At 68.3% G+C, this 26,702-nt stretch carries 26 protein-coding genes; 10 read left to right on the top strand and 16 right to left on the bottom strand.

Annotated elements, in window-relative coordinates; all coding sequences use genetic code 11:
- The coding region (locus BGN95_RS18335) for a TonB-dependent receptor domain-containing protein (RefSeq protein ID WP_286773582.1) at positions 1 to 1,008 on the top strand (1,008 nt) is incomplete at its 5' end.
- Positions 1,009 to 1,099: 91 nt separating this feature from the next.
- On the opposite strand, the gene BGN95_RS18330 is transcribed toward BGN95_RS18335, so the two are convergent.
- Positions 1,100 to 1,576, bottom strand: coding sequence for a hypothetical protein (locus BGN95_RS18330; RefSeq protein ID WP_286773581.1), 477 nt, complete (start codon positions 1,574 to 1,576; stop codon positions 1,100 to 1,102).
- 55 nt (positions 1,577 to 1,631) lie between these two features.
- Entirely contained in the window at positions 1,632 to 2,537 is a 906-nt protein-coding gene (locus BGN95_RS18325; protein WP_286773580.1) for an AraC family transcriptional regulator, read from the bottom strand.
- A 107-nt stretch (positions 2,538 to 2,644) separates the two neighbouring features.
- Between BGN95_RS18325 and BGN95_RS18320 the strand changes: the two genes are divergently transcribed.
- Complete coding sequence (locus BGN95_RS18320; RefSeq protein WP_286773579.1) at positions 2,645 to 3,535, top strand: SDR family oxidoreductase; 891 nt, start codon at positions 2,645 to 2,647, stop codon at positions 3,533 to 3,535.
- On the opposite strand, the gene BGN95_RS18315 is transcribed toward BGN95_RS18320, so the two are convergent.
- From BGN95_RS18315 to BGN95_RS18305, 3 genes are all read right to left on the bottom strand, one after another.
- The gene (locus tag BGN95_RS18315; protein ID WP_286773578.1) at positions 3,517 to 4,692 is read right to left on the bottom strand and encodes an MFS transporter; all 1,176 of its coding nucleotides are present in this window, start codon (positions 4,690 to 4,692) and stop codon (positions 3,517 to 3,519) included. The two genes, BGN95_RS18320 and BGN95_RS18315, sit on opposite strands and share 19 nt — an antisense overlap.
- Before the next feature lie 80 nt (positions 4,693 to 4,772).
- A complete protein-coding gene (locus tag BGN95_RS18310) occupies positions 4,773 to 5,288 on the bottom strand; it encodes a helix-turn-helix domain-containing protein (RefSeq protein ID WP_265311672.1) in 516 nt (171 codons plus the stop codon).
- A 106-nt stretch (positions 5,289 to 5,394) separates the two neighbouring features.
- A complete protein-coding gene (locus tag BGN95_RS18305; RefSeq protein WP_286773577.1) occupies positions 5,395 to 5,880 on the bottom strand; it encodes a MarR family winged helix-turn-helix transcriptional regulator in 486 nt (161 codons plus the stop codon).
- 77 nt (positions 5,881 to 5,957) lie between these two features.
- On the opposite strand from BGN95_RS18305, the gene BGN95_RS18300 reads away from it, so the two are divergent.
- Positions 5,958 to 7,115 (top strand): serine hydrolase domain-containing protein, encoded by a 1,158-nt coding sequence (locus tag BGN95_RS18300; protein WP_286773576.1) that lies wholly within the window; start codon positions 5,958 to 5,960, stop codon positions 7,113 to 7,115.
- A gap of 7 nt (positions 7,116 to 7,122) precedes the next feature.
- Here BGN95_RS18300 and mdoH read toward each other — a convergent pair whose 3' ends face one another.
- From mdoH to BGN95_RS18270, 6 genes are all read right to left on the bottom strand, one after another.
- Entirely contained in the window at positions 7,123 to 9,387 is a 2,265-nt protein-coding gene (mdoH, locus tag BGN95_RS18295; RefSeq protein WP_286773575.1) for a glucans biosynthesis glucosyltransferase MdoH, read from the bottom strand.
- Positions 9,388 to 10,500: a polysaccharide biosynthesis/export family protein gene (locus BGN95_RS18290; protein ID WP_286773574.1), complete on the bottom strand. Its 1,113-nt coding sequence runs from the start codon at positions 10,498 to 10,500 to the stop codon at positions 9,388 to 9,390.
- Complete coding sequence (locus tag BGN95_RS18285; protein ID WP_265311677.1) at positions 10,497 to 11,675, bottom strand: KpsE/RkpR family capsule polysaccharide export protein; 1,179 nt, start codon at positions 11,673 to 11,675, stop codon at positions 10,497 to 10,499. Before BGN95_RS18285 ends, BGN95_RS18290 begins: the two co-directional genes overlap by 4 nt.
- A gap of 61 nt (positions 11,676 to 11,736) precedes the next feature.
- Positions 11,737 to 14,127, bottom strand: coding sequence for a TonB-dependent receptor (locus tag BGN95_RS18280; protein ID WP_286773573.1), 2,391 nt, complete (start codon positions 14,125 to 14,127; stop codon positions 11,737 to 11,739).
- Positions 14,124 to 15,083 (bottom strand): FecR family protein, encoded by a 960-nt coding sequence (locus BGN95_RS18275; RefSeq protein ID WP_286773572.1) that lies wholly within the window; start codon positions 15,081 to 15,083, stop codon positions 14,124 to 14,126. Before BGN95_RS18275 ends, BGN95_RS18280 begins: the two co-directional genes overlap by 4 nt.
- Positions 15,084 to 15,113: 30 nt before the next feature.
- Complete coding sequence (locus tag BGN95_RS18270) at positions 15,114 to 15,626, bottom strand: RNA polymerase sigma factor (RefSeq protein WP_286773571.1); 513 nt, start codon at positions 15,624 to 15,626, stop codon at positions 15,114 to 15,116.
- 218 nt (positions 15,627 to 15,844) lie between these two features.
- Here BGN95_RS18270 and BGN95_RS18265 point away from each other — a divergent pair, with 218 nt between their 5' ends.
- On the top strand, positions 15,845 to 17,449 hold the full coding sequence (locus tag BGN95_RS18265) for an inorganic phosphate transporter (protein WP_286773570.1): 1,605 nt from the start codon (positions 15,845 to 15,847) through the stop codon (positions 17,447 to 17,449).
- 3 nt (positions 17,450 to 17,452) lie between these two features.
- Positions 17,453 to 18,472 carry a CorA family divalent cation transporter gene (locus BGN95_RS18260; RefSeq protein ID WP_265311682.1) on the top strand — a complete coding sequence of 340 codons (1,020 nt, stop codon included), beginning with the start codon at positions 17,453 to 17,455 and terminating at the stop codon, positions 18,470 to 18,472.
- Positions 18,473 to 18,475: 3 nt separating this feature from the next.
- On the opposite strand, the gene ppk2 is transcribed toward BGN95_RS18260, so the two are convergent.
- The gene (ppk2, locus tag BGN95_RS18255; protein ID WP_286773569.1) at positions 18,476 to 19,399 is read right to left on the bottom strand and encodes a polyphosphate kinase 2; all 924 of its coding nucleotides are present in this window, start codon (positions 19,397 to 19,399) and stop codon (positions 18,476 to 18,478) included.
- Positions 19,400 to 19,656: 257 nt separating this feature from the next.
- Between ppk2 and BGN95_RS18250 the strand changes: the two genes are divergently transcribed.
- Both BGN95_RS18250 and BGN95_RS18245 read left to right on the top strand, forming a co-directional pair.
- Positions 19,657 to 20,370 (top strand): hypothetical protein, encoded by a 714-nt coding sequence (locus tag BGN95_RS18250; protein WP_286773568.1) that lies wholly within the window; start codon positions 19,657 to 19,659, stop codon positions 20,368 to 20,370.
- A 95-nt stretch (positions 20,371 to 20,465) separates the two neighbouring features.
- Entirely contained in the window at positions 20,466 to 21,770 is a 1,305-nt protein-coding gene (locus BGN95_RS18245; protein ID WP_286773567.1) for an Hsp70 family protein, read from the top strand.
- A gap of 4 nt (positions 21,771 to 21,774) precedes the next feature.
- On the opposite strand, the gene BGN95_RS18240 is transcribed toward BGN95_RS18245, so the two are convergent.
- The gene (locus BGN95_RS18240) at positions 21,775 to 22,902 is read right to left on the bottom strand and encodes a dipeptidase (RefSeq protein ID WP_265311690.1); all 1,128 of its coding nucleotides are present in this window, start codon (positions 22,900 to 22,902) and stop codon (positions 21,775 to 21,777) included.
- Positions 22,903 to 23,092: 190 nt separating this feature from the next.
- On the opposite strand from BGN95_RS18240, the gene alkB reads away from it, so the two are divergent.
- Entirely contained in the window at positions 23,093 to 23,743 is a 651-nt protein-coding gene (alkB, locus tag BGN95_RS18235; protein ID WP_286773566.1) for a DNA oxidative demethylase AlkB, read from the top strand.
- On the opposite strand, the gene BGN95_RS18230 is transcribed toward alkB, so the two are convergent.
- The 3 genes from BGN95_RS18230 to BGN95_RS18220 all read right to left on the bottom strand — a co-directional run bounded on the left by BGN95_RS18230 (position 23,720) and on the right by BGN95_RS18220 (position 25,365).
- Positions 23,720 to 24,034: a DUF805 domain-containing protein gene (locus tag BGN95_RS18230; protein WP_286773565.1), complete on the bottom strand. Its 315-nt coding sequence runs from the start codon at positions 24,032 to 24,034 to the stop codon at positions 23,720 to 23,722. The genes alkB and BGN95_RS18230 overlap by 24 nt on opposite strands.
- Positions 24,031 to 24,480, bottom strand: coding sequence for a hypothetical protein (locus BGN95_RS18225; RefSeq protein WP_286773564.1), 450 nt, complete (start codon positions 24,478 to 24,480; stop codon positions 24,031 to 24,033). The genes BGN95_RS18230 and BGN95_RS18225 overlap by 4 nt, the downstream gene beginning before the upstream one ends.
- A 165-nt stretch (positions 24,481 to 24,645) precedes the next feature.
- Positions 24,646 to 25,365: an outer membrane protein gene (locus tag BGN95_RS18220; RefSeq protein WP_179514427.1), complete on the bottom strand. Its 720-nt coding sequence runs from the start codon at positions 25,363 to 25,365 to the stop codon at positions 24,646 to 24,648.
- Between the two features lie 253 nt (positions 25,366 to 25,618).
- Here BGN95_RS18220 and BGN95_RS18215 point away from each other — a divergent pair, with 253 nt between their 5' ends.
- Together BGN95_RS18215 and BGN95_RS18210 are read left to right on the top strand one after the other, a co-directional pair.
- On the top strand, positions 25,619 to 26,137 hold the full coding sequence (locus BGN95_RS18215) for an RNA polymerase sigma factor (RefSeq protein ID WP_286773563.1): 519 nt from the start codon (positions 25,619 to 25,621) through the stop codon (positions 26,135 to 26,137).
- Between the two features lie 88 nt (positions 26,138 to 26,225).
- Positions 26,226 to 26,702: FecR family protein (locus tag BGN95_RS18210; protein WP_286773562.1), on the top strand; the 477-nt coding region annotated here is incomplete at its 3' end.

The raw sequence follows: 26,702 nt of genomic DNA, 5'->3' as shown, positions 1-26,702 counted from the left end.
CCGCTCAAGCTTGAGGCCGGGGTGCGCTATACCACCGTCTCGACGCATTTCTCGTTCACCGACCGCTATGCCGAAAACCCCACCCCGACCGCATCGGCCAATCATTCGGACCGGTTCCTGCCGAGCTTCACCGCGCGCTACGATCTGACCGACCGGCTCCATCTGCGGTTCAATTACGGCGAGACATTGCGTCGCCCGAACTTCAGCGACCTCAACCCCAATTACAATCTGACCGGCGATCTCACCGGCACCGGCAACGGCAGCGGGTCGGCGGGCAACCCCAATCTGCGCCCGACCGTCTCGCGCAATTACGACCTCGCGCTCGAATGGTATTTCGATCGCAGCAGCGCGATCTATGCCACCGGCTTCATCCGCGACGTCGACGGGCTGGTCGTGACACTGCCGTCGCGGCGCTATATCCCGAACAACGGGATCACCGCCGGCCCGACCGACTATTTCATCATCAACAGCCCGGTGAATGCGTCGAAGGGCGTGCTCAAGGGCGTCGAGCTCGGGCTCACCTATTTCCCGACCTATCTGCCGGGGCCGCTCAACGGGCTGGGCTTCGTCGGCAGCCTCACCCTGCTCGATTCGCATCAGAATATCCCCGAAGCGGATTCGGCCACCGGGCAGATCGTCGGCGAGAGCACCGCGCCCTTCTTCGGGGTATCGAACGTCTCGTACAATGCGACCTTGGCCTATGATCACGGCCCGATCGGCGCGCGGCTGTCGTACATCTGGCGCAAGGGCTTCATCCAGAGCAAGGAAGCCGCGCTGTTCGCCAATCCGATCGACATCTGGCGCAAGGCCGAGCGGAGCCTGGATTTCCAGCTGACCTATTCGGTCACCAAGGATCTCGGCGTGACCTTCGACGCGGTGAACCTCACCAAATCGAAGCAGCAGAATTATTATCGCTACGAGAATGTCGGCAATGCGACCGAATATAATCTCGGCACCACCTTGCTCCCGCGGACCTTCGCAGTCGGGGTGCGCTACACCTTCAAATGACCCCCGTCGGCCCGGTCGCTTTCCCCTCCCCGAGACCGGGTCGCTTCGGCGGACGCCGCGCGCCACATTCCACGCCTGGCGGCGACGTCCGCTATTTTTTGTCGGGCGACGCGGGCATCGTGCGCGGTTTCGGCTTGATGCGGATCGCGAGCCGCAGCGGGAGCAGCATCTTCTCGGGCGGCGATTGCGCCAAGGTCAGCCCGACCAGCAGCGTCTGGAGGTCGTCATTGGCCGGATGCTGCGCGAAAGGCGCGTGCTCGATCCGCGTGATCCGGCCGCTGGCGTCGATCCAGAAAGCGACCTTGAGCGTGATGCCCTCTTGGGGATCTGCGCCGGGCAATCGCGCGATATCGTCGGTCAGCCGCATCGCGGCGGGGTCGTCGCCGGTCAGCCGCGCGCGCACCGCCTCCGACACGATCCCGGCATAAGCGATCCACGCCGGCGGCGCGGCATCGGGCGCAATCGATTGCGGCGACACCGCGCCGGCCGGGCCGGACGCTACACCCAGCGCGGCGGCGAGCCCGGAAACGAAGCGGCGGAACGAACGGCGGCGGTGCGGATCGGTCATGACGCGGCCCCTGGATGACCAATGACGCTATCGTGACACTCCCCGACGCGCCGCCTTATTCCGCCGCGGATCGCGCCGCATGCCGCCGTGGCGTTGCGCCCATCACGCGCTTGAAGGCGGTGTTGAACGCGCTCTCCGATTCATACCCCAGCGCGCGCGCGACCGCGCCAACGCGTTCGCCGCGCGACAGGCTGCGCCCGGCGAGCAGCATCCGCCACCGCGTGAGATAGTCGATCGGCCCGTCGCCGACCAATTGCCGGAACCGCGCCGCGAAACTGGAGCGCGACATCCCGACCTCGGCCGCCAGCGTCGCCACCGTCCAGCGCCGCGCCGGCTCGCGGTGAATCGCCGCGATCGCCGCCCCGATATGACGATCGCCCAGCGCGAACAGCCACCCCACCCCCTTGCCGGTATCGAGGTGAAGCCGCAGCGCCTGGACGAGGATCATATAGGCAAGCTGCTGGACGATCAGGAAACTGCCCGGCCGCGGGTCGCTCAGTTCCTGCCGCATCCGTTCGAACGCCCAGCGCAGCGTGGCGCGATCGGTTTCGCTTTGCAGATGAACGATCGGCGGCAGCATCCCGAGCAGCATCGCCGCCTGTTGCCCGGCGAGCGTGAAATGCCCGCCGATGATCGTCGCCCCGCCGCCGCCGTTGATCGTCGCCAGCGTGCCGTCGCCGCGCCCCGGCAGATGGCGCCGCCAGTCATCGGGCGGCAAGGCGAGGTCGCTGGCGACGCGGAACGGCAACCCGCGCGGCAGCAGGAAGCAATCGCCGGCTTTGAGGAACACGGGGTCACCCCCGCCCTCTACCGCGAGCCACGCCTCGCCCGCGGTCACCGCATAGCATTTGATCCCGTCATGCGCGCCGAAACGGATCGACCAGTCGCCACCGATATCGAACCCGCCGACGCGATAGCTTTGCGGCTCAAGCAGCGAAATGACGTCGGACAAGGGGTCCATTCCGGACGATCTCCAAGAAAGTGTGGACGATAGCGCATGGATCGTCCGGATGCCATTTCCCATCTCCGGCGCGGGGCCGACCGGCCTCGCGCAATCAGGAGCATCATATGCGTATCTTCGTAACGGGGGCGAGCGGCTATGTCGGATCGGCGGCGGTGAAGGACATGGTGGCCGCGGGGCATGAGGTGATCGGCCTCGCGCGATCCGATGCCAGCGCGGCGGCGGTGCGCGCGCTGGGGGCCGAGCCGCTCCGCGGCGATCTGACCGATCTGGACAGCCTGCGCCGCGGCGCCAAACGCGCCGATGCAGTGGCGCATCTCGCCTTCAATCACGATTTCAGCACCTTCGCCGAGAACGGCCGGGTCGATGCGGCGGCGATCGCTGCAATGGGCGAGGCGCTGACCGGGACCGACAAGCCGATCGTGACGACATCGGGCACCGGCATGGTGGCGCAGGGCCAGCTCGCCACCGAGGATATGGTGCGCCCCGACACCCCGGATATGCCGCGTGTGTCCGAACAAGCGACGCACAAGCTGGTCGACAAGGGCATCCGCGCGATGGTCGTACGGCTGCCGCAGGTCAACGGCCCGCACAATCACGGTTTCGTCCCGATCCTGATCCAGATCGCGCGCGCCAAAGGCTATGCCGCCTACGTCGGCGACGGCGCGAACCGCTGGCCGGCGTGCCATCGCGACGATGCCGCGCGCGTCTATCGGCTGGCGATCGAGAAAGGGCGCGCCGGGCGCAATTATCATGCGGTGGCCGAGGAAGGATTGGCGATGCGCGACCTGATGGAGGTGATCGCGCAGGGACTGGGGGTGCCGCTGCGCGCGATCGCGCCCGACGAAGCGGCGGACTATTTCGGCTGGTTCGCGATGTTCGCGCAGATGGACAATCCCTCGTCGAGCGCGATCACCCGCGCCGAGCTCGGCTGGCACCCGACCGGGCCGACCACCTTCGAGGATATGCGCAACGAAGATTATTTCGGCGCGGCATAGCCGATCGGCAGGCGCGCCGCGCCCGCCCCGATCGTCTCGGCGAGGACGAACGCCGCGAGCATCGCGATCAGCAACAGGCTCGCGGCGACGCCCAGCCCGCTCCACCCCGACCAGCCGACGATCAGCCCGCCGAGCGGCGGCCCGATCAGCGCGCCGCCGGCGCCGAATTGCGTGATCAGGCCGTTGGCGGTGGCGATCCGCGGGTCGTCCGGCATGGTGGCGCCGGCCAGTTGCGGCAGCCGGGCGAAGACGATCGGCGGGACGAGGCCGCTCACCGTCACCGCAAGCACCGCAAGCGCCGCGCGGGTCAGGAGAGCGAGACCGTCGATCCGGTAAAGCGCCAGAACGAACGGCACCGTCGCGAGCAGCGAGACCGCGGCGATCGTCGCGCTGCGGCGCGCGCTCATGCGGTCGTTCCGCATCACCAGCATCGCGACCCCGGTGGCGGGCAGCACGCCGAGCGAGGCGCAGGCGGCGGACAGCGCGGACTGGCTCATCGTCGCCCCGGCCCGCTCGATCAGGAAGCTCGGCAAAAGCATCGTCAGCGCGCTGATGAAGATCGTGTAGAGCCCGAAGCCGAAGGTCGATACCCAGGCGGCGGGCGCGGGCAATCTGATCGCGTGGATCGCCGAGTCGGCAATGCGGAAGCGCGCGACCAGCACGCCGCTCGCGACGATGAGCGAAACCCAGACCAGCGCGGTCCCCCGCATGCTGGTAACGGTCAAAAGGAATCCGCTGACCGCCGCCCCCGCCGCGATCCCGACCGGAACGAACGTGCTCCACAGCGCGAGCGCGCGCGGGCGGATCGCGTCGCTGACGGTCGCAGCGATCGCGGTCGGCGCGGCGATCACCACGAAGAGATAACCGATGCCCTCCGCCGCGCGCGCGACGAACAATGTGGTCGCGCCCGTCGCGATTGCCTCGACCAGGCCGGTGCCCGCCAGAATGGCGAGCCCGAGCAGCAGGAAGCGATGAACGCTGACCCGGGCGAGCGCGAGGCCGGCGACGAAGCCGAACAAGGCTCCACCCACTTCGAGCAGCGAGATGAGCCAGCCGGCCTGCGAAAGCGTGAGCCCCAGCGTCGTCCGCATCAGCGGCGCGACGACCGCCATCCGCGCGAATTGCGCCGCCGCGAGAACGCCGATCAGCCAGAGCATGATGATAGAGGGCCATTGTCGGGTCACGCGCCGCGGCTAGCGGCGATGTCGCGCGCGGGCCACGAATAAAAGATACGCGCTCAGGCGAGCGTCGTCGTGATGCGGCCGATCAGCCCGTCCGCCAGCGGCACGGTCTCCCATTGCATCAGGCTGGGCAGGACCGGCACCTCGTCGCTGCCGTTATGCCCGGTCGAAAAGCGCAGCCGCTGGAAGGGCCGCTCATACCAGCCGCGGCGCGCGAGGCTTTCCTCCGCCGCGATGATCTCCGCGCTGGCGAACCGCCAGAGCGATCGGCCCAGCAACGCATCCCCTGCCCCGCCCCATTGCGCTTTGCGCGCCGGCGACGCCGCAAGCAGGCGATGCGTGGTATCGCACACCAGATGGACGGGGAGCGTCGAGGTTTCGATGAGCCGCCTGAGCGCGGCGTCGCCGTCATTGTCGGCGCGCGCCGCGATCATCGCGACGATGCGGTCGCGATGCGCCGCCTCCGGCTCGTGCGCGCCGCTTTCCCAGCGCGAGACGGTCGCCTGCGTGACCTCGAGCAGGTCGGCGACATGGCTTTGCTTCACCCCGTTCAGCCGCCGGTAGCGGCGCAAGGCTCTTCCCACGGGCAGGTCGTGAATCACCGTCCAACCATAGGATGTTTCATCCTTCGGCGCCAAGCGCGGAACGATGCGGTCGTCGGCACCGGCACAGCGGAGATTACGCCATCGCGTCGTAGATCCGCTCGCGGAGCGAGCGGCGGGAGAGCGCCTCGTCCAATCGATCGAGCGCGGCCGTGACGCCGCCGGCCTCCTGATCGAGCGCCGACGCCGCATCGTCGAACGCGCGCCAGAGCGAACCCAGTCGATCGACGAGCGCCTGGCCTTGCGCCGATAAGGCAAGAACACGGCGGCGGCCGTCGCTGCCGTCGGTGACGACATGGATATGCCCGGCCGCCTCGAGCGAGCGGCGGGTTTCGCTGACCGAGGCGTGGCTGATGCCCAGCGCATCGGCGAGCGCGCCGACCGCCATCGGGCCGTTTCGCGCAAGCTGATCGACCACGCCGAACCAGCGCTGCTCGAATGCGACGCCCGCCGCGGCATAGACCCGTGCCGCATCGGCATCGATCGCGGCGCTCAGCCGCCTCAGCCGGGCGCCGAGCGCGGCGCCGCCCATTTTCGCGGGATAGTCATTCGCTTCCTTCATTCACTTCTCCTGTTCTCATCCGCCGCGAATTAATGTAGGCGCCTACACATATTCAAGAATCGGTGGAGAATGCCAGCATGACCGTCGATCGTCTCCTGCTTTCCCGGCGCCGGGCGCTGATCGGCGGCGGCGCGCTGACGGCAGCGGCGATGCTCGCGCGACCGGCGTTAGCGGCGAGCCGCCTCGACGACCTCGTGGCCGCGCAAATGGCGAAGGCGTCGATCCCCGGGCTCGCGCTCGGCATCACGCAGAACGGCCGGGTGACCGCCACGCGCGTCTACGGGCTCGCCGATGTCGCGCACCGCCGCCCCGTCACGCGGGACAGCATGTTCCATATCGCCTCGGTGACGAAGACGGTGATCGCGCTCGCCTTCATGCGCCTTGTCGATCAGCGCCGCATCGCGCTCGACGACGCCATTGCGCCCCATCTCGATTTCACGATCCTCGGCAAGGGCGCTTCGGCGATCACCTTCCGTCACCTGCTGATGCACGTCTCGGGCATTTCGGACGCGCGTTATTACGACATCGACCTTCGCGAGCGCGGGCATGACGCGCGCCTCCCGCTCGAGGAACTGCTCAAGGCCTATCTGACGAAAGGCGGGCGCTATGCCGGCAACGGCAACCTGAAATCCGCGCCGGGCACCACATGGGACTATAGCAATATCGGCTACGGCCTGCTCGGCCATCTCAGCTCTCGCATCGCCGGCCGCGATCTGCGCCGGGAGATCGACGAGCATATCTTCCGGCCGATGGGGCTGCGCCGGATCGCGTGGACGATCGCGGACACGCCTGCGACGTTGCGCGTCACCCCCTATGACGTCGTCGACGGCAAGGTCGCCGCGACCGATCCGGTGGGGTTTCCGGACTGGCCTGCCGGCATGATCCGGGCGTCGATCGGCGACCTGACCCGGCTCGTCGCGATCGCCGCCAATCGCGGCATGGCGGCGGAACAACGGATCGTCAGCGCGCCGTCAGTCGCCGCGATGCTCGACATGCAGCGCCCGGCCAGGCTCCCGGCGTGGCTCAGCGGGCAAGGCCTCGCATGGCAACAATCCGCACTCGGCGACAGGCCGCTCGCCAATCATTGGGGTGGCGATCCGGGCGTGTTCACGATGGCCTATGTCGATCCCGCACGCCGGACGGGGATTGCCTTGCTGTCGAACCTGTCCGCCACCGAGGAGAGCCGTGCCGCGATGAAGACCATCGCCGCGGCGGCGATGGGGTTGCCCGGATAGCGCCTAATCAGCGCCGCTCGCGCCCCGCGACCGCCGCGGTGTGGAGTTCGTCGAAGCAGCGCCGCTCCGACAGCGCGGCCATCAGCTCGTCGCGGCTGAGTTTTTCGACCGCGTCGATCTTGCCCAGCAACGCCTCGGCGACCTGCGGCCGCGCGCGCGTCTCGCGGCGGTGGAGGACATAGAAGCGCGGATCGCGCAGCGCATCGGCGATCACCGCATCGGGGGCGGTGACGTCGGGCAGCAGCCCGCGGAAGCGCGCCTCCCAATGCAGCACCGCACGCACCACCGGCGGGGTCTCGATCTCCTCAGGGATCGCGAACAGCCGCCGCGCCGCCACCCCGTCGAACGTCCGGCTGGTGATCGCCGCGATCCAGATCGCGAAGGTGAAGCCGAGCAGCACCGGCGAGAACCAGATCAGCAGGTCGATCGGCTCGACCAGCCCGCCCGACATTGCCGAGAGCAGCATCGTCTGGGTCCAGGGCACATGGCTGATCGAATAGATCATCGCCGCGAGGCAGGCGGTGCCGAGCGCGCTGATCCAGCCGAAATGGCGCACGCACATCTCCATCGTCAGCGGCTCGTCACCGCGCGCCTGCGTCCCCCAGGCGATGCTCCGCCGCTTCACGAACATCCACAGGAAGCGCGTGATGCAGATCATGATCAGCGGCGAGAAGAAGAAGGAGAACAAGGTTTCCAGCAGCACCGACAGGACGAGCTTGTCCTTGCCGCCGAACAGGCGCGCGCGATGCTGCGCGATATGGATGCCGACCGCGATCAGCCGCGGCATGAACAGGAAGACGAGCGAGGAGATCAGCAGCATCAGCATCGGCATCTGGATCATCTTCAGGCTGCCGAGCCCGAGCAGCCCGTAATGCAGGAAGTTGAGCATTCCGAATACCGAGATCACCAGGAACGACGCCCATAAGGGCGCGGAGAGATAGCCCATCGATCCGTTGATGAAGGTCTCGCGGTGGATCGAGCGCAACCCGCGCAGGAAGACGAAGCGCAGATGCTGGAGATTGCCCTGCATCCAGCGCCGCTCGCGGATGATGAAGGCGAGGATATTGGCGGGCATCTCCTCATAGCTGCCCTTGGTATCGGCGAGAAACCACACTTCGTAGCCGGCGCGCGCGACCAAAGCGGATTCGATGATGTCGTGGCTCATCGGCTTGCCGCCCCACGGCTTGGGGCCGGAAAGCGTGGGGAGCATCGCGTGGCGGACGAACGGGGCCATGCGGATCATCGCATTATGCCCGATATAGCTCGCATTCCCCATATACATGGCCTGCAGCCCGTAAGAGAAAACCGAGCCGTAGAGCCGCGCGCCGAATTGCTGCATCCGCCCGAACAGGCTGGTGCGCAGGATCGGGGTGGGATTGGTCTGGAGGATACCGATGCGATCGTTGCCGGCCATCATCCGCAACAGATCGACCACCGCGTCGCCGTCCATCACGCTATCGGCGTCCATCACCAGCATATAATCGTAATCGCCGCCCCAGCGCCGGCAGAAATCACTGATATTGCCCATTTTCGCATTGGCGTTGCTGAGCCGCCAGCGATAGAAGAACCGCCCCTCGGGCAGCGCCTCGCGCAGCCGCTGCACCGCCTCCTCCTCGACGATGCGATAGGCCGGATCGCGGCTGTCGGAGAGCAGGTAATTGTCGAAATGATGCGCGAAGCCGGGATGTTTGGTCGCAATCGATTCCCAGGTCGCGGCGATCCCCGCGGCGACGCGGTCGACATCCTCATGATAGACCGGATAGACGATCGCGACCCGCACGGTTGGCAGCGGATCGCGCGCGCGATGCGCCGGATGCCACGGATTCCCCTTCGGCCCGCGCAGCATATACCAGGTGCCGAGCATCATCTTGTAGAAATTCGCGCACAGGAAGAAGGTCATCGTCCCGTAGACGAGCAGATAGAGCCAGAAGGCGGCCTCCGGCATCTGCTGCGCGCGCAGCATGATCGCGGAGAGATAGAGGATGGCCCCCGTCGTCGCGATCGTCAGCGCGAGGCTGACCCGCTGGCGATATTCGACCACGCGCTGCCAGCCGCGCTGTTCGCCGCGCGCGAAGGGCTTGCTGCGCAAATTGCCTTTGAGCGACAGATCGAGCTGCGGGGTCGCGATCGGGCGGCGGCGCGGCGGCGGCTGGAGCGGCGGCGTCCCGTCGTCGTCGAGGTGCCGGCGCAGCTCCGCCCAATTCCCCACGCCGCCGTCGGGCTGCGCATGAAAGCACAGATGGCGCAGATAGAGTTCGAACGGCGCGTTCATCTAGCGCAGCACCTGCACCGGGAGCGTCACCTGGAACAGCAGCCCGACGACCTTCTGGATCGAGACGATCGGCGCCTCGGCGACATAGACGACATCGCCGGTTTCGAGCGGGAATTGATCCGCCGCGATCAGCCCGTCGCCGCGCTTCCACGCGAATTCGTAGAGCACCGGCTTCGCCGCCGCGCGCCGCCGCAGCACGAACACCGCGTGATCATTGGCGAGATTATTGTCGAGCCCGTTGGCCTCCGCCACCGCCTCGGCCAGCACCGGTTGCCGCGCGAAGCCGAGCACGCCGTTCTTGCGCGTGCTGCCGAGCACGGTCACCTCGACCATCGGCGCCTTGCGCACGATCACCCGGTCGCCGGGCCGAAGCGCGATGCGCTGCTCGAACGCCGCGGCGATCGGCACCTCGACCGGCGCGGCATCGCCGCGCACCACCGAGACGCGCACCGCCGCACGCGTCGCGGAAAGATCGCCCGCGCCGAGCGTCGCATTGCCGTCGCCGAGCGACTGGGTGATCGCCTGCGCCAGCGTCAGCCCGCCCGGGCTCCACGCGACGCGGCTGGGATGCCCGATCGCGCCGGTCACGAGGATGTCGTTCTGCGGCGAGGCGGCGAGCCGCACCGTCGCGCTCGGCTTTTGCAGCACGCGCTGGCTGGCATAGCGTTGCGCGATCGCGTGCTGCGCCTGTTCCAGCGTATAGCCGGCCAGCGCCAGCCGCCCGGCATAAGGCAGCAGCACCGCGCCGTCGTCGGCGACGGTGAAGCTGCCGAGCGGGGTCGCCCCCGGCCCGCCGCCGAACGGCGCACCACCGCCGGGGAGCGCGGCATAGCTCCACATCGTCACATCGATCACGTCGCCCGGCGCGAAGCGGAACGGCGCACGCTCGGGCGCTGCGCTCAGGCGGCCGAGCGCCGCCGCCAGCGCACGCTCGCGATCCGCAGCGGCGGCGGCCTGCGCCGCGGCGGCCTGCTCCGGGGTGACCGCGACGATCTCGACCTCGGGGGTCTTGCGGATCGTATGGGCCGACGGCCCGCCGCCAGCGAGCGTGCTGCAGGCGGCGAGGCTGAGCGACAGCGCGGCGAGCCCCGCGGTGCGGAATAGCGCGCTCATCGCAGCAAGGCCCACAACAGGAGGCTAGCGAGCAACGTTCCCGCGATCCACGCCAGCCGATACGGCTTCTCCGGCGTGCGCGGCTCGGACGGGTTGCTGATGACGTTGAGATAATAGCGATTCTGCTCGGCGCTCGCCTGCGCCTGTTGCAGCGCCTGATTGGCCTGCCCGAGCAAGGTGATGTTGGTATCGCGGCTGACCAGCAGTTTTTCGTAGCGCGACGAGCTGCGCGCCATTTCCGGGAAGCTGCGCGCGGTCGACGCGAGATCGCCGCGCACCGATTGCGTCGCGGTGTCGAGATTGTCCGCCTGCGGGTTGTTGGGGGTCGCGCGCGCGATCGCGTCGCGCTGCGACTTGAGCTCGGCCGCCTTGAGCGCGAGGCTGTTCATCAGCTCGAGGTTGGATTGATAGAGCTGCTTGGGATCATAGGTCCCCGTCTGGTTGCGGAATTGCGCGAGCGCGGCGAGATCGCGCTGGAGCGCGGCTTCGATCGCCTGTTTGCGCTGCGCCGCGCTGCGCACGACATCGCCCTGCTGCTGCGCGTTCATCGCGTCCATGTGCGCGATCGCCTGGGCGAGCAATTGCCGCGCGAGGCCGTTGGCATAGCCGGGGTCATAGGCATTGACGTTGACGGTGACGATGCCGCTCTTCTGCTCGATATCGACATCGACCTGCTTCTGGAAATAGCGCCACAAAGCAAGATCGCTCGTCCGGAACATCGTCGCGACCCCGCCGAAGCGGCTCACCGGATCGGCGAGGCTGAAATTATCGGCGAGCTTCATCGATTTCTCGACGCGGCGAAACGCATCCCACGACCGGAAATATTCGCGCAGGATATAGCCGCCCTGTTCGGAGCTGTCGCCCGACGCGCCCGACAGGAGCGACGACAGGCTCGGCCCGTTCTGCTTCGGGTTGAGCACGATCAGCGTCGCGGTGGAGGTATAGACCGGCGTGGCGATCAGCCCGAAATAGACCAGCGCCAGGATATTGGGCACCAGCACCACCGCGATGAACAGGGGCCGGCGCAGCAGCCGCGCGAGCCACGACGGCGCCTTGGGCGCCTCGGGCTCGGCCGCGGCCTCGGCGCTGGCGCGTCGGTTCGGAAAGGGCAGCGGCTCGCGCTCGGCGGGCGCGCGCTCTTCTCGCATCCGTTTCACGTCGACTTGGGAATTCACGGGGCGGTTTCTCCTGATCGTCCGCCCTCAAGACGGAGCCGATCCGAAGCCGCCTTGATCGTCAGAACGAAAAATCGACCCCCAGCCGGAAGGTGCGCGGGCGCAGCGGGGTGATCTGCGACCGCCCGGTGACGAACGGCGTGCCCAATGCGAAGCGATTGCCGATGCTGTCCGACAGGTTGGTCGCGCCCAGCACCAATCCGAGCCGCGGCGTCCCGACGCGCATCGTCAGCGCGCTATCGGCATAATCGCCCTGTTCGCCGCCGAGCACCGGGCCGACCCCGATCCGCGACGGCCCGATATAACGCGCCCAGCCCGCGATGCGCAGCGTCAGATCGTCGCGCAGCGGATGCTGCCAGTCGAACCCGGCACGCGCGGTGAAGCGTGCGACATTGGGGATGCGATCGATCCCGTCCATATCGGGCCGCGGGGCCGCCGCGGCGAGGAAGGCGCGATAGGCGACGCTCGGCTGCGTGACCCTGCCGTCGTTGAACGCGAACGAGGCATCGAGCCGAAGCGCGCGGACCGGGCGCCAGCCGGCCGAGGCCGCGACCGACCAGATCCGCCCGTCGCCGATATTGTCGGTCGAGGGGAGCCCCGCGCTGTCGAGAAAATCCGCCTGAATGTCGTGCCAGTCGGTATGCGACACGCCCAGCGAGACATCGAATGCGTCGTGCCGCGGATCGCCGTAGCGCAACCCGCCCTCGACCGTCTCGACCCGATCGCCCGCGAAGCGGCGGACGAAATCGCCGTCGAGCGTCAGCCCGCCCGGGCGCATCCCCTGCTGATAGCGGGCATAGACCGACAGTTTCGCCGTCGCCTTGGCGAGCAGCGAGAAGGACGGCAGCATCTTGGTCTCGTCATGATCCGCGACGATCGCGGCACGCGCCAGAAGATCCACCGCATTGAAGACGGGGACCGGGTCGTGCGCCTCGCCCGACAGCATGGCGCGCGACACCCGCGCGCCCGCGGTGGCGATCAGCCACGGCACCGGGCGATAGCTCGCCTCGCCGTAGAAGGTGAATTCGCTGACGCGATTCTCCACCCCGGTCACCGGCTCGAGCCGGTCGGGCGCGCCGAGCGACCGCGTCAGCAACGTGCGGTTGTGGACGTAGCTCGCCCCGACCAGCCAGCCGAAACGGTCGTCCAACGGCTGCCACAGCCGCGTCTCGTTGCTGATCAGCTCGGTATGATTATGCTGGCGGAAAACCGTCGCGGCGCCCCCCGGCGGGGTCGCGTCGTAACGCTCGTCGAGCGTCTGCGCGATCCCCGCGGTGGTCGAGCGGAAGCGTACTTTGCCGAAATCGCGCGACAGGATGAATTCGCCCATCGCATAGCTCGCGTCGAACCCCTCGGCGACCGCGCTGTTGCGCACCAGCCGCGGCGCGCCGGCATCGGTATATTGGCTGTCGTCGCCCTCGGTGCGCTGATAGACCCCGCCGAGCTCCGCGCGCCAGCCGCCGCCGAGATCGACGCGCAGCGCGCCGCGCCCGCCGGCGGTGGTGGTGCGGTTGATGTCCTCGCGCCGGCGCAGCGGATTATCGATATAGCCGCCGTCGCTGATGCCATAGCCGACGAGGCGCAGCGCGGCGCGATCGCCGAGCACGGGAAGGTTGAGCGTCCCCGCGATATCGCCGCTCGGCGCGCCGTGCTGGGTCGCCGAAACGCCCGCGGCGACCGACCCCGAGGTCGCGCCGAATGCGGGCTCGTTGGGAACGATGCGGATGATCCCGCCGAGCGACCCCGCGCCGTAGAGCGTACCCTGCGGCCCCTCCAGCACCTCCACCGATTGCACGTCGTAGAGTTTGAGATCGGGATCGGGCGCATTGTAGGTCAGCCGGATGTCGCCGAAATACTGGCCGACCGTCGCCTGGGTCGGGCCGGTGAAGCTCGAATCCGCGATCCCGCGGATGAACAATTTGTTGCGGCCGTCGCCGAGATAGGTCGAGGAAATGCTGGCCAGCCGGGAAAGCACCGCATCGGTGCCCCCCACCCCGCCGAAATTGATGTCGCTCCCTTCGACCACCGACACGCTGCCGGCATAATCGCCGAGCCGCATGTCGCGCTTGGAGGCGACGACGACGACCGTATCGCCCTCGCCGGGCCGGTCGGCGGGCGGCGGCGCTGGGCGTGGCCTCGGCCGCGGCGCTGGTCTGGCGCGCGCCGGGCGGATGCGCCAGACGCCGGGCTCGACCGCTACCGCCTCCACCTTGTCCCCCAGCATGTGCCGCACCGCTTCGGGCACCGAATAGACGCCCTTCACCGCGCGAACGCGGCGCTGCCAGATGCTCGCGTCATCGACGCTGACGCTGACCTTCGCCTGCCGCCCGAGCACGCTCAGCACCTCACCCAGCCGGCCGGCGGGAAGGTCGAGCGGATAGCCTTGCCCCGCCAGCGCCGGGGACGCGGGGACGAGCGCGAGCAACAGCAAGGGCGCGACGCGACGGATCACGGCGATGCGGCGAGCCTCCAGCCCGCGCCGTCGCGGACCGCGCGCAACCCGGTGAGCGCGGCGAAGCGCGGCATGACCCGCGCCGCGCCACCGTCGAGCCGCACCGTCGCGCGCACCGGCCGATGCGCCAGCGCGGCGTCGACCGCGACCGCGGTGCCCAGGGTCCGCGACAGGTCCGCCGCCGCCTCGGCGAGCGACACGCCGTCGAACGAAAGCTGCCCCTGCGCCCAGCCGCCGACCGTATCGGGCGCGACATCCGCCAGCTCGACCTGCGACGATCCGTCGGCGACGCGCAGCGACCGCCCGGCGTTCAGGCGGACCGAATTGCCGTCGCGCTGCCAGTCGACCGCGCCCTCCGATACCGCGATCCGCGTCTCGCGCGCGTCGCGCACGATATCGAAGCGCGTGCCGACATCGACCACGCTCGCCCCGCCGACCGCGACGCGAAACGGATGCGCCTCGTCGTGTCGGACGGTGAAGGTCGCCTGACCGTGGACCAGGGTGAGGCTGCGCGCATCGTCGCCGCTCGCTTCGAGCCGGGTGGCGCCGTTGAGGATCGCGCTGCTGCCGTCCGCCAGCGCGACCGTGCGATGCGCGCCCGCCGCGGTTTCGTACACCACCGGCGCCGACGGCCGCATCTGCCGCTCGACCGCGACGGTGCCGACCACCGCCGCCGCCAGCGCCGCCGCCGCGGGGATCGTCCAGCGACGCCACGCCGGGCGCGCAACCGGCGCCGGGGCCGGATCGGGCAACGGGCGGGCCTTCGGCTCGGCGGCGAGCAGCGCGACCATCTCGGCCTCCGCCGCGCTCGCCGCATGATAGGCCGCGGCATGCGCCGGATCGGCCGCCAGCCAGCGTTCGAACCCTTCCCAGTCGTCGAACGCAGGGTCGCCGACGCGCACTGCCCAGGCAATCGCTTCGTCCGTCATCGGATCGGGTTCAATCGGGTTCGTCATGTTTCCGCCCCTAAGACGGAGACTATCGCCTCAACCCTCATCCCATGTGCTCCTGAGCTTCACCAGCGCGCTCGTCGCCTTGCGCAGGTCGCTTTCGACGGTGCTGATGCTCACCCCCAGTTCCTCCGCGATCTGCCGCTGCGGCACGCCGTCGAGCCGGTGGCGGCGGAAGGTCTGCTCGACGCGCGGGCCGAGCGCGGCGAGCGTCGCCTGCACCTGCGCCAGCGTCTCGCGCGCGATCAGCACGCGCTCCCCCGCGGGCTCGTCCGAGCGGCCGGGCGCGGTCGCGCCGGTCGCATCGCTCCAGTCGCGCTCGCGGATCGCCGCCTGCCGCTGCGACCGGTGGCGATCGAGCATCAGGTTATTGGCGACGCGATACAGATAGGCCAGCGGCTGCGCGATCGGCCCCGCCTGCGCACGCGCGGCGCGCAGCCACACTTCCTGCAGCAGATCCTCCGCCGCTTCGCCGGCGCCGTGGCTCTGGAGAAAGCGGAGCAATTGCGCGCGATGCTGGAGGAAGACACCTTCGAGGCCCGTCGCCATCCTGTCAGTCCTGCGTGCTCGTTGATGGCCTGAGAAGCGGGGTGGATAGTGTTCGCGAGGCTCGTCGCATAGGCATCCTCGCGGTGGCCCGCAAGCGGCGCGCACCGTATCAGCCTGGGACAGAAGGCCAATCCGCGCCCGCGCGAAATGCACGCACCGTCACATCATTGTCATGCCCCACGCCTAGCTGGGACGGCGAATTAGTTGGAGCAGCGGTGATGAGCGCGACTCTCGCAACGCATGAGCAACCTCTCCGGCCCGATCTCGATCAGGGGCTCGGCCGCGCCGGGCGCGTCGGTTTCGCCGCGATCGTCGCGGCGGCGATCGGCTATGTCGGCTACAGCATCTATCTCGACGCGAGCGCGGCCGGGGTGCAGACGCTGGCGATCCTGCCCTTCATCCTGCTCTTCATCGCGCTGATGATCGCCTTGGGCTTCGAATTCGTGAACGGCTTTCACGATACCGCCAATGCCGTCGCGACGGTCATCTATACCAATGCGATGCCCGCGCATGTCGCGGTGGTGTGGTCGGGGTTCTTCAATTTCCTCGGCGTGCTGCTGTCGACCGGGGTGGTCGCGTTCAGCATCGTCTCGCTGCTCCCGGTTGAGCTGATCCTCCAGGTCGGATCCACCGCAGGCTTCGCGATGGTCTTCGCCTTGCTCATCGCCGCGATCATCTGGAACCTCGCGACCTGGTGGCTCGGCATCCCCTCCTCCAGTTCGCACACCTTGATCGGGTCGATCATCGGGGTCGGCGTCGCCAATGCGATCATGCACGGCAAGAGCGGCACAGCCGGGGTCGACTGGTCGAAGGCGGCGGAGATCGGCCAGGCGCTGCTCTTCTCGCCACTGATCGGGTTCGGGCTCGCCGCCCTGCTGTTCCTCGCGGCCAAGCTGCTGATCCGCAACAAGGCGCTCTATCAGGAGCCCAAGGATGGGCTGCCCCCGCCCTTGTGGATCCGCGCGCTCCTGATCTTCACCTGCACCGGGGTGAGCTTCGCGCACGGCTCGAACGACGGGCAGAAGGGCATGGGGCTGATCATGCTGATCCTGATCGGCACCGTGCCGACCGCTTATGCGCTCAACCGCGCGGTGCCGGCGCGATACGCCGCCGAATTCCACGCCAATGCGCAAAGAGCGAGCGCCGCGCTGCACGATGCGCCGGGCAACGCGCTCAGCGTGGTCGACGCGCGCAAGGCAGTCACCGCCTATATCGCCGACAAGAATTATCAGCCCACGACCAAGCCCGCGATGGCGGTGCTGGTCCGCGATATCGACCGCCAGGTCGCCAGCTACGGCTCGCTCGCCAAGGTTCCCGCCGCCGCGGTGGAGAACGTCCGCAACGATATGTATCTCGCCTCGGAAGGGCTGAAGCGGCTCGGCAAGGAAAAAGCCGCCGGCCTCAGCGACGGCGAAAAGGCCGCGATCGGCACCTATAAGGCGTCGCTCGACGCGGGAACGCGCTTCATCCCCACCTGGGTGAAGGTCGCGGTGGCGATCGCGCTCGGGCTCGGCACGATGGTCGGCTGGAAACGGATCGTCGTCACCGTCGGCGAGAAGATCGGCAAGTCGCATCTCACTTATGCGCAGGGCGCCTCGGCCGAGCTGGTCGCGATGGGGACGATCTTCGCCGCCGACCAATTGGGGCTGCCGGTCTCCACCACGCATGTGCTGTCCTCGGGCGTCGCGGGGACGATGGCGGCCAACCGCTCGGGGCTGCAGATGAGCACGATCCGCAATCTCGTGATGGCCTGGGTGCTGACGCTGCCGGTGTCGATCGTCCTCGCCGGCGCGCTCTATATGATGTTCTCCGCCCTGATCTGATCGATGGACGGGCCGGCGAATGAAGACGTTGCCGCGCCCGCCCTCGATTCGATGCTGCCGTCCGGGGTCCGCCCGGGCCTAATCTGGGGCTATGATTTCACCCCCCACGGCCCGGTCGAGGTCGCGCGCTGCGACGCCCCGCACACCGGCGGGCTGCGCTGGCTACACCTCAGCCTGTCGGACAACGGGACGCGCCACTGGATCGAACAGGCGCCGCTGCCCCCGGCGATCCGCGACATGCTGCTCAGCCGCGACACCTATCAGAGCGCGGTGATCGAGGGCGGCGTGGTCGGCTGCGTGCTGCAGGATTTCGAGCAGGATTTCGACAAGGAGGATAGCGGCCGGATCGGCGCGCTGCGCATCGCGCTGGCCGGCGACCTCATCGTCACCACCCGCCCCCGCCCGCTGCGCTCGCTCGACATCGCGCGGCAGCGCATCGCGCGCGGGCTGCATCTCGCCTCGTCCGCCGCGGTGCTCGATCTGGTGGTCGGCGCGATCGCCGAGAGCATCGGCCGGATCGGTCGCACGCTCGGCAGTGACATGGAGCAGGCCGAGGACGCGTTGCTCGACGACCGCCGCCCGCCGACCAGCCGCGACCTGATCGGAATCCGCCGCCGCCTCGCGCAGATCCACCGCCTGCTCGGCGGGATGTGGGACGTGTTCAAGCGGCTCGAGGAGGATGAGGAACTGCCCGAGCCGCTGCGCCCGACGGTCGAGAAACTGTCGCAGCGGTTGCAGTCGCTCGACGGCGATATCCTGGGGGTGATCGCGCAATTGCGGCTGCTGCGCGAGGAGCTCGATATCCGCGAGGCGCAGCGGACCAACCAGAATCTCTACATCCTGTCGATCATGACCGCGTTGATGCTGCCGGCGACCTTCGTCACCGGGCTGTTCGGGATGAACACCGGCGGGATGCCGTTGCAGACCGGGCTGTCGGGCACCTTCTTCGCGACGATGCTCGCCGCGGGCGCCGCGCTCGCCACCTATATGCTGCTGCGCTACCTCGGCTTCATGCGCCGGTAGCGCTCAATAGACTTCGGGCACGTACATGTCCCGCGGGATCGGGTGCCGGGTATAGTCGCTGTGCCGCACCCGATCGGGCAGCACCACCGACGCCTTGCGCACGTCCTCATAGGGAATCTGCGTCAGCAGGTGCGAGATGCAGTTGAGCCGCGCGCGCTTCTTGTCGACCGCCTCGACCACCCACCACGGCGCCTCGGGGATATGCGTGCGTTCGAGCATCAGCTCCTTGGCGCGGGTATAATCCTCCCAGCGGCGGCGCGATTCGACGTCCATCGGCGACAATTTCCACTGTTTGAGCGGATCGTGGATCCGCACGTTGAAGCGGAACTGCTGCTCGTCGTCGGTGATCGAGAACCAATATTTGAGCAGGATGATCCCCGAGCGGACCAGCATCCGCTCGAATTCGGGGGCGGAGCGGAAGAATTCCTCCACCTCGTCCTCGCTGCAGAAGCCCATCACCCGCTCGACCCCGGCGCGATTGTACCAGCTGCGGTCGAACAGCACGATCTCCCCCGCGGCGGGCAGGTGCGGCACGTAGCGCTGGAAATACCATTGGGTGCGCTCGCGCTCGTTGGGCGCGGGGAGCGCCACGACGCGGCACACCCGCGGGTTGAGCCGCTGGGTGATCCGCTTGATCGCGCCGCCCTTCCCGGCCGAATCGCGCCCCTCGAAGATCGCCAGCACCTTGAGCCCCTTGTGCTGGACCCAATCCTGCAGCCGGACCAGTTCGTGCTGGAGGCGGAACAGCTCGCGGAAATAGACGCGGCGGTCGAGCTGCTCATGCTCGGGATGATCGGAAAGATCGCGGAACATGGTTTCGAGCCGGCTTTCGTCGATCTCCATTTCCAGCTCCTCGTCGAAGCTGTCGGCGATCTCGCGCTTGATGCGGTCCATTTCGAAGGTCGGCTGGTCGGCGGATGAGGTCATGGCGCGCTTCCCGTTCTTCCCGTCGCGAAAAGGAGCGCGGCCGGACCGGGGAGGGGTGCACGGCCGCGCTCCCGGAGCGGCGGGCTGGCGGCGCGGGTGGGGTACGCCGCCGGCCCGCATCCCCGAAGTCCCGGTCATAATCGGCTGTGATGACAGATATTTGACTCCGCCGGGGATTGCGCAGCCCCCAATCGCAAGAAGCGCTGGCCTGCGCGCCGCAACGGGAGGATAACGCAGCGAACCGAGGGAGAGGACCGATGACCCGCCTGCTCGCGCCGCTCTGCATCCTGCTCGTTGCATCGCCCGCCGCCGCGGGCACCCGCGCGACCTATGCCGGCACCAGCGAGCCCAAGGAGCTGGTGGTCGAGATCGCCGACGACGGGGCGGCGGCGCGCGTCTCGGTGCCGGGGCGCGACGATTACGGGCTGATGCTCGGCGATCAATTCTATCTGGTGAAGCCGCGCGACGGAAAGCCGCAGGTCGCCCGCGTCGCCGATGTCGCGGCGGCGCTCGATCGGGTGATGCCGCCGATCTTCAAGAATCTGTTCGGCGCGATGGGCGGCGCGATCAAGGCCAGCCCGCTCGACGCGGTGCGCGGCGGATCGAAAACCGTCGCGGGGGTGCCGGGCGAAATCTGGCTGGTCAAGGGACTCGACGACGAAAAGCCCGATGCCGCGACCGAGGTGGTCGTTTCGCACGATCCCGCGCTGGCGCCGGTCGGCCGCGCGCTGGCGGCGTTCCTCGAAAGCGGCATGGTGATGATGCGCCCGCTGATCGGCAACGGCGCGGCGGAAATGGTGCAGCAGAACCGGCAATTGTTCGCGCTGGGGACGCCGATCGCCTCGGCCGATCGCTTCACGCTCACCAAAATGGAGACCGTCGACGAGCCCGCCGCGCGCTTCGTCCTCCCCGCCCGACCCGCGACGGTCGATGCTTTGGTCGCCGAGATGAAGGTCACCCCGGCAAAATGACGCGAGCCGGCGGCGATTGAACTGCCGCGCGCCGCATGCCATAGCCCCGCGCCCTTCGGCCGGGCGGCCGTCCACCCAAGCGCCGGGAGCACGACATGGCAGGCAAAGACACGCCCACCGCGCTCGGGCTCGATTTCGGCACGACCAACACCGTCGTCGCGCTGGCCGACGGCAATGGCAGCTCGGACCTCGTCGAATTTTCGAGTCCCGGCGGTGGCGCCGACGCGGTGTTCCGCTCCGCCTTATGCTTCTGGGAAGACGAGAAGGGCTGGAACGGCATCGCGCATGAGGCGGGGCCATGGGCGATCGAGGAATATCTGCAATCCTCGCTCGACAGCCGCTTCGTCCAATCGTTCAAGAGCGTCGCGGCCAGCCCGTTGTTCGAGCGCGCGTTGATCTTCAACCGCCCGTTCCGCTTCGAGGATCTCGGGCGATTGTTCCTCCAGAAACTGGTCAAACACGCCGGCGGGCGGCTCGACCAACGCCCGCACCGCGTGATCGTCGGGCGCCCGGTCGAATATGCCGGCGCGCGTCCCGACGCCGCACTCGCCCGGCAGCGCTACGACCTGATGCTCGAAGAGTTCGGCGTCGAGCTGCACTATGTCTATGAGCCGCTCGGCGCGGCGCACAGCTATGCGACGCGGCTGACCCGCCCGGCGATGATCCTGGTCGCCGATTTCGGCGGCGGGACGACCGATTTCTCGATCGTGCGCGTCGCGGCGGCGGGCGCCGCGCAACGCTGCGTCCCGCTCGCCTCGGCCGGGGTCGGCATCGCCGGCGACCGGTTCGACCAGCGCATCGTCAGCCAGCTTATCCTGCCGCTGCTCGGCAAGGGCGGCAGCTATCGCTCGTTCGGCAAGTTGCTCGAAATCCCCGGCGGCTATTTCGCCGACTTCGCCGACTGGTCGCGGCTCGCGATGATGCGCAACCGCCGCACGCTCGACGAGCTGCGCCGGTTGCAGCGCGACGCGGTCGATCCCGCGCCGATCGGGCGGATGATCGCGCTGATCGAGCATGAACAGGGCTTCCCGCTGTACGATGCGGTCGGCCGGCTCAAGCGCGAGCTGTCGAGCGCGCCGCACGCCGAATTCCGCTTCAGCAGCGAGGGCGTGGAGATCGCCGCCGAGGTGCGCCGCGACGCGTTCGAACAATGGATCGCCGCCGATCTGCGCCGGATCGAGGCGGCGATGGACCAGGCGCTCGCCCGCGCCGCGCTGCCGGCGGACAGGATCGACCGCGTCTTCCTGACCGGCGGTTCGTCGCTGATCCCCGCGATCCGCGCGATCTTCACCCGCCGCTTCGGCGACGAACGTATCGCCTCCGGCGGCGAGCTGACCTCGATCGCGCACGGCCTCGCGCTGATCGGCGAGGCGGAGAATCTCGATCAATGGGTGGTGTGACGCCTCACGCCCCCCACGCTTCGCGATAGAGCCGCATCAGATTGCCGCCGAGCAGCTTTTCGATGCGTGCCGCCGGCCAGCCGCGCGCCGCCAGATCGTCCGCGAGCATACGGAACCGCATGTTGCTGTCATAATCGGCGACGATGTTGAAAACGTCAGGCCCCTCGCCCGGCGCGGCGATGCCCTTGCGCACGCGTTCCTCGTAGAATTTGCGCTGCGCGGCGCGCGCGGCATCATCGATCACGGTCTTGAAGATCATCCCGTCGGTGCCGATCGCGATATGGTCCTCGCCGCATACCTGGAGCGCATGCTCGAAATGCCGGAGCAGATCCTCGCGGGTCGGTTTGCTGTTCGCCGCGAGGAACGGCATGTAATAGATTCCGAACACCCCGCCCTTGTCGGCAAGCGCCTTCATCTCCGCGTCCGGGATGTTGCGCGGATTGTCGTTGAGCGCGCGACACCCCGAATGGCTGATGATCGGCGGACGCTTGGCATGCGCGATCGCTTCCGCGACGGTGCGTTGCCCGCCGTGCGACAGATCGAGCAGGATCCTGTGCGCCTCGATCGCCTCGATCGTCCGCCGGCCGAGATCCGAAAGCCCCGCATTGGCGGCCTCCAGCGACCCGTCGCCGGACAGGTTGCGCTTGTTATAGGTAAGCTGGATGATCCGCACCCCGAGCCCGTGATAGAGCTCGATCCGGCTGAGATCGGCGCCGATCGCGCTGGTATCCTGAAAGCCGTAGAACAATGCGACCTTGCCCGCCGCCTTGGCGGCGCGAATGTCCGCTGCGCTGGTCGCGCGGCAGAACATGTCGGTATTGTCGGTGATCGCCTGCTCGAGCGAGGAGATATTGCGCAGCGTCTTCTCGGCGACATCGGGATCGTTGCCGACCTCGTTGACGGTGCAATGGATCGCGGTGACCCCCGATTGTTTCAACTCCGCCCAGGCGCGCGGGCTGAACCGCGGGTCGCCTTCCTTGCCATAGGGATCGGCAAGCCCGCCGAGCCCGTCGATGACGATCGCCTTGTCATAGTCGCGATCGGCATATCGCCCCGGCACCGCGGCCGCGAGGCGGGAAAGCGCCGGAAGCGCAAGCATGCCGCCCATCAATGCGCGCTTCGACAGATGCATGTGACTTTTCCTCCCGTTGAACGCCCGAACGCTAGACCAATTGCGGGTTGCGAACATCCGCAAACTATCTCGCGGTTACATCGCAAGAATCGGGGTGGATCGTGCGGCCGCTGGCGGCAGGATCGCGGCATGCCCACATCCGTCGTCATGACCCCGATGCCGCACCCTGGTTCGATCGGATCGCCCGACCGTGGCTGATCTGTTCGACGCCTTGCCCCCGGTCGAGCCGCCGCGCGTCGCGATGGCCGAGGGCGCGATGTTGCTGCGCGGCTTCGCGCTGCCGTTCGAGGCCGCGTTGCTCCCCGCGATCGAGGCGATCGCCGCTGCCGCGCCCTTCCGCCATCTGGTGACCCCGGGCGGTCACCGCATGTCGGTCGCGACGACCAGTTGCGGCGCGACGGGCTGGGTGACCGATCGATCGGGCTATCGTTACGACGCGCTCGATCCGGCGACGGGCCGGCGCTGGCCGGCGATGCCCGCATGCTTCGCCGATCTCGCCCGGCAGGCGGCAGCGGCGGCGGGTTATCCGGCTTTTCGCCCCGACGCCTGCCTGATCAACTTGTATCTTCCCGGCGCGCGGCTGTCGCTCCACCAGGATCGCAACGAGCGCGATTTCGCGCAGCCGATCGTCTCGGTCTCGCTCGGGCTACCCGCGGTGTTCCAGTTCGGCGGCGAGCAGCGCGGCGATCCCGCGCAACGCTTCGCGCTGCGCCACGGCGACGTCGCGGTGTGGGGCGGCGCGGCGCGGCTGCGCTTCCACGGCGTCCTGCCGTTGAAGGACGGCGATCACCCGCGGCTCGGCGGGCGGCGGATCAACCTAACCTTTCGGAAAGCGCGGTGATGCCGGAGACGTCGCCGCAATATCGCGCAGCCGCCGCACGGTGACCGCGAGCGTCGGCGGCGCCAGCAAAGCGAAACTCGCCAGCCGGAAGAAATCGGGCTTCGTCCAAGCCGACGATCCGAGGATCAGCCAGTCGAGCGCATAGCCCGCCGCGAGCACCAGCAGCGCGGCCAGCAGGAACCAGTGGAATTCGTCGCGCGAGGCGCGCCCGGCGAAGCGCGCATAGCGAAAGAACGGCCGCGTCGCATGCGCGACGATCGCCAGCCAGCGCTCCTCCGCCTCGGCGGTCATTCGCACGGATACCAGCGGCCGTCGCTTGCGCGATAGCTGTCGCTGCGCTCGTCGTAATTGCCGTAGCGTGCGACGCAGTAACGCTGGCGTTCGCGCTTTTCCTTGTCCTTCTTGCCGCTGCTGGCGAGCGCCGCGACCAGCCCGCCGACGACGAGCACCCCGACCGCGCCGGCCACCGCGCCCTTGGCGACATCGTTCTTGTGCCGGTCATGCTCGCGCCGGGCGCGCTCGTCGTCACGACGACGGCGCTCGTCGTCGCGCTCGTGGCGGCACCAGCGCGAATCGCGATTCTCGTAGCGGCTGCAGTCGCGCGACCAGCCGCCGTCGCCCCAGCCGCGCCGATCCTGCGCATAAGCGGCGCCGTCGACGACGACCACGCCCGACAGATAGGCCATTATCGAAACCGAAAGGCACATCTTGCGGAATCCGGGAACGACCATGTTCATCGATCTCACCATCCGATGCTGTGAAAGACCCGCTCGTCCGCCGGCGCTGTCCCCCGGCGATCATGAGCAAAGACGGAGCCGGCGATCGATCACCTCAATCGCCGGCAAGTTTGATGCGTCCCGCCGCTGGAGTTGTCTGGGGGGGCGGCGGGACGCATCCGGCACTCAGAACTTCTGCCTGAGGCCAACCAGGAAAGAGGTCGATGTCGCGCGCGGCTTGTAATCGTGATCGAGCGACTTGCCCGCGATATTGGGCATCGTGCCGTCGATGGTCAGCCCGGTGACCTTCGAATAGCGCGCGCCGACTTCGAGCACGGTCGCCGGCGACACCGCGAAGCCGACGCCCGCATCGAGATGCCAGCGGAAGCCCCAGTCGCTGCCCCTCATCGTGCTGCCGATCCCCGCGGTCGGCGTCTCGGCGCTGATCCGCGCGAGCCGCGCCGTGGTGCGCGCCGCGCCGATGCCGCCACCGACATAAGGGGAGAACCCGCCGCCCATATTGAGGTCGTAATAAGCCGCGACGCCGAGGTTCAGCGTCTTGAGACGCCCGCTCGCCGCCATCTGCTTGCTGGCGAGCCGATCGAGATTGGCGCCCGCGCTGTCGTAGCCGACGGTGCCTTCGACGCGAAGCCCGCCGAGCTGATAGCCGAGCCCGATCTCGCCGACGAGGCCGGTCTTGAAATCGGCATCCTTGGGGAAGGTCGACGGCGCGGTGGCGTCCCCCCCCTTCATGTGCAGATCCGCATCGAGCTGCGGCCCGGCACGGAGCACGGCATAAGTGCCCCCCGCAGCCTGCGCCGCCGCAGCGGTGGGAAGCGCCGCGGCAAAGGCGCAGGCCAGGACGGCGGCCGCGCCGGTGATGCCGGGAATCGAGCGAGAAAACATAATCTTGTCCTTGCAATGCGATTGGCGCAGCCCGTTCGTCGCCGGTCTGCGAGGCTTGAGACGGCGCCGCGACGAAACCACCTCAAAGAAAATTTTGCGTGCCGGTGACCCGGGCGCCGCGGCGCGCAAGCTGGGGTCAAAAAGATGTGAGGCGCGCGCGCGTCCGCTCCGTCTTTCCTCGAAGCCGTGCGGAATCGACAGCCGCACGGCGGCGCCGTACGGCTGGCTTTGCGAGGGACATCAGCTTGATCCGATGAACGAATCCAATCTGCTATTGTCCACGTTCATGCAGCGCAGAGCGAGCCTGTTACGCTATTTCGCGGCGCGCGTCGGCGAGGCCGAGGCCGAGGATCTGGTGCAGGAAACCTGGCTTCGCGTGGCATCCCAGCCCGCCGTCGGCGAGGTCCGCAATCCCGCCGCCTATCTGTATCGGCTGTGCGGCAACGTCATGCTCGATCGGCTGCGACAGGAGCGCAGCCGCGCCGCGCGCGATGCCGAATGGCGCCGGGTGAACCGCACCCTCGTCGCCAATGGCGAGGAAGTGTGCGAGGACGTGCCCGCCGACAACGCGCTGATCGCGCGCGATCGCCTGCGCCGCATCCGCGCCGCGCTCGACGATCTGCCCGCGCCGGTGCGGCGGACGTTTCGCCTGCACAAATTCGAGGGGCTCTCGCACAGCGAGGTTGCCGCCGAGCTCGGCGTTTCGCGCAGCCTCGTCGAGAAACATATGATGCGCGCGCTCAAGCATCTGATCGCGAGGGTCGGGCGATGAGCGCGGGCCGTGTCGATTTTCATTGCGGTGGGGGCCGCCGGGCTTCGTCATCGGGGCTGGCTGGGTCGTCCTTCGGAAAGCAACTATCATGACCCCAACGGTTTATAGCGACGCGATGCGTGACGAGGCGGTCGCCTGGTTCGTCCGGCTGCAGGAATGCGACGACGAGACGGTGTGGCTCGAACATCAGGACTGGCTGGAGGCGGATCCGGCGCATGCGGCGGCTTATTCGGCGGTCGAGCGCCTCTGGATCGAGAGCGACGATCTGCCGCAGCTCGAGGCGGCCGAGCCCGCCGCCGAGGTGATCGAGCTAAGCGCGCGGCGCGCGGCGCGGTTCGGCCGATATCGCTATTGGCTGCCGGCCGCGGCCGCCGCGGCGATGGTCGGCGCGGTCTCGCTGCAGTTCGAGCGCGGATCGGGCGAAACCTATCGCACCGGGGCGGACGCGACGCGGGTCGTCGCGCTGGCGGACGGGTCGCGGATCGTGCTCAACCGCAATACCGAGGTCACCGTCCATCTCGCCCGCAACCGCCGCGCGGCCGAGCTCGCGTCGGGCGAGGCGGCG

It is taken from the genome of Sphingomonas sp. 66-10, assembly GCF_001897045.1.
Lineage (GTDB): Bacteria > Pseudomonadota > Alphaproteobacteria > Sphingomonadales > Sphingomonadaceae > Sphingomonas > Sphingomonas lycopersici.
Note: the sequence above shows the minus strand (reverse complement) of the source record. Positions and strands in the feature narration are given on the sequence as shown.

Bases quoted from the DNA above. Each gene is read 5' to 3' on its own strand.
- BGN95_RS18250 (WP_286773568.1), top strand. From the start codon at position 19,657: ATGACCCGCCTGCTCGCGCCGCTCTGCATCCTGCTCGTTGCATCGCCC.
- BGN95_RS18240 (WP_265311690.1), bottom strand. From the start codon at position 22,902: ATGCATCTGTCGAAGCGCGCATTGATGGGCGGCATGCTTGCGCTTCCG.
- BGN95_RS18325 (WP_286773580.1), bottom strand. From the start codon at position 2,537: ATGGACCCCTTGTCCGACGTCATTTCGCTGCTTGAGCCGCAAAGCTAT.
- BGN95_RS18320 (WP_286773579.1), top strand. From the start codon at position 2,645: ATGCGTATCTTCGTAACGGGGGCGAGCGGCTATGTCGGATCGGCGGCG.
- BGN95_RS18245 (WP_286773567.1), top strand. From the start codon at position 20,466: ATGGCAGGCAAAGACACGCCCACCGCGCTCGGGCTCGATTTCGGCACG.
- BGN95_RS18290 (WP_286773574.1), bottom strand. From the start codon at position 10,500: ATGAGCGCGCTATTCCGCACCGCGGGGCTCGCCGCGCTGTCGCTCAGC.
- BGN95_RS18225 (WP_286773564.1), bottom strand. From the start codon at position 24,480: ATGAACATGGTCGTTCCCGGATTCCGCAAGATGTGCCTTTCGGTTTCG.
- BGN95_RS18270 (WP_286773571.1), bottom strand. From the start codon at position 15,626: ATGGCGACGGGCCTCGAAGGTGTCTTCCTCCAGCATCGCGCGCAATTG.
- BGN95_RS18275 (WP_286773572.1), bottom strand. From the start codon at position 15,083: ATGACGAACCCGATTGAACCCGATCCGATGACGGACGAAGCGATTGCC.
- BGN95_RS18300 (WP_286773576.1), top strand. From the start codon at position 5,958: ATGACCGTCGATCGTCTCCTGCTTTCCCGGCGCCGGGCGCTGATCGGC.
- BGN95_RS18315 (WP_286773578.1), bottom strand. From the start codon at position 4,692: ATGCTCTGGCTGATCGGCGTTCTCGCGGCGGCGCAATTCGCGCGGATG.
- ppk2 (WP_286773569.1), bottom strand. From the start codon at position 19,399: ATGACCTCATCCGCCGACCAGCCGACCTTCGAAATGGACCGCATCAAG.
- BGN95_RS18265 (WP_286773570.1), top strand. From the start codon at position 15,845: ATGAGCGCGACTCTCGCAACGCATGAGCAACCTCTCCGGCCCGATCTC.
- BGN95_RS18215 (WP_286773563.1), top strand. From the start codon at position 25,619: ATGAACGAATCCAATCTGCTATTGTCCACGTTCATGCAGCGCAGAGCG.
- mdoH (WP_286773575.1), bottom strand. From the start codon at position 9,387: ATGAACGCGCCGTTCGAACTCTATCTGCGCCATCTGTGCTTTCATGCG.
- BGN95_RS18230 (WP_286773565.1), bottom strand. From the start codon at position 24,034: ATGACCGCCGAGGCGGAGGAGCGCTGGCTGGCGATCGTCGCGCATGCG.
- BGN95_RS18220 (WP_179514427.1), bottom strand. From the start codon at position 25,365: ATGTTTTCTCGCTCGATTCCCGGCATCACCGGCGCGGCCGCCGTCCTG.
- BGN95_RS18305 (WP_286773577.1), bottom strand. From the start codon at position 5,880: ATGAAGGAAGCGAATGACTATCCCGCGAAAATGGGCGGCGCCGCGCTC.
- BGN95_RS18260 (WP_265311682.1), top strand. From the start codon at position 17,453: ATGGACGGGCCGGCGAATGAAGACGTTGCCGCGCCCGCCCTCGATTCG.
- BGN95_RS18330 (WP_286773581.1), bottom strand. From the start codon at position 1,576: ATGACCGATCCGCACCGCCGCCGTTCGTTCCGCCGCTTCGTTTCCGGG.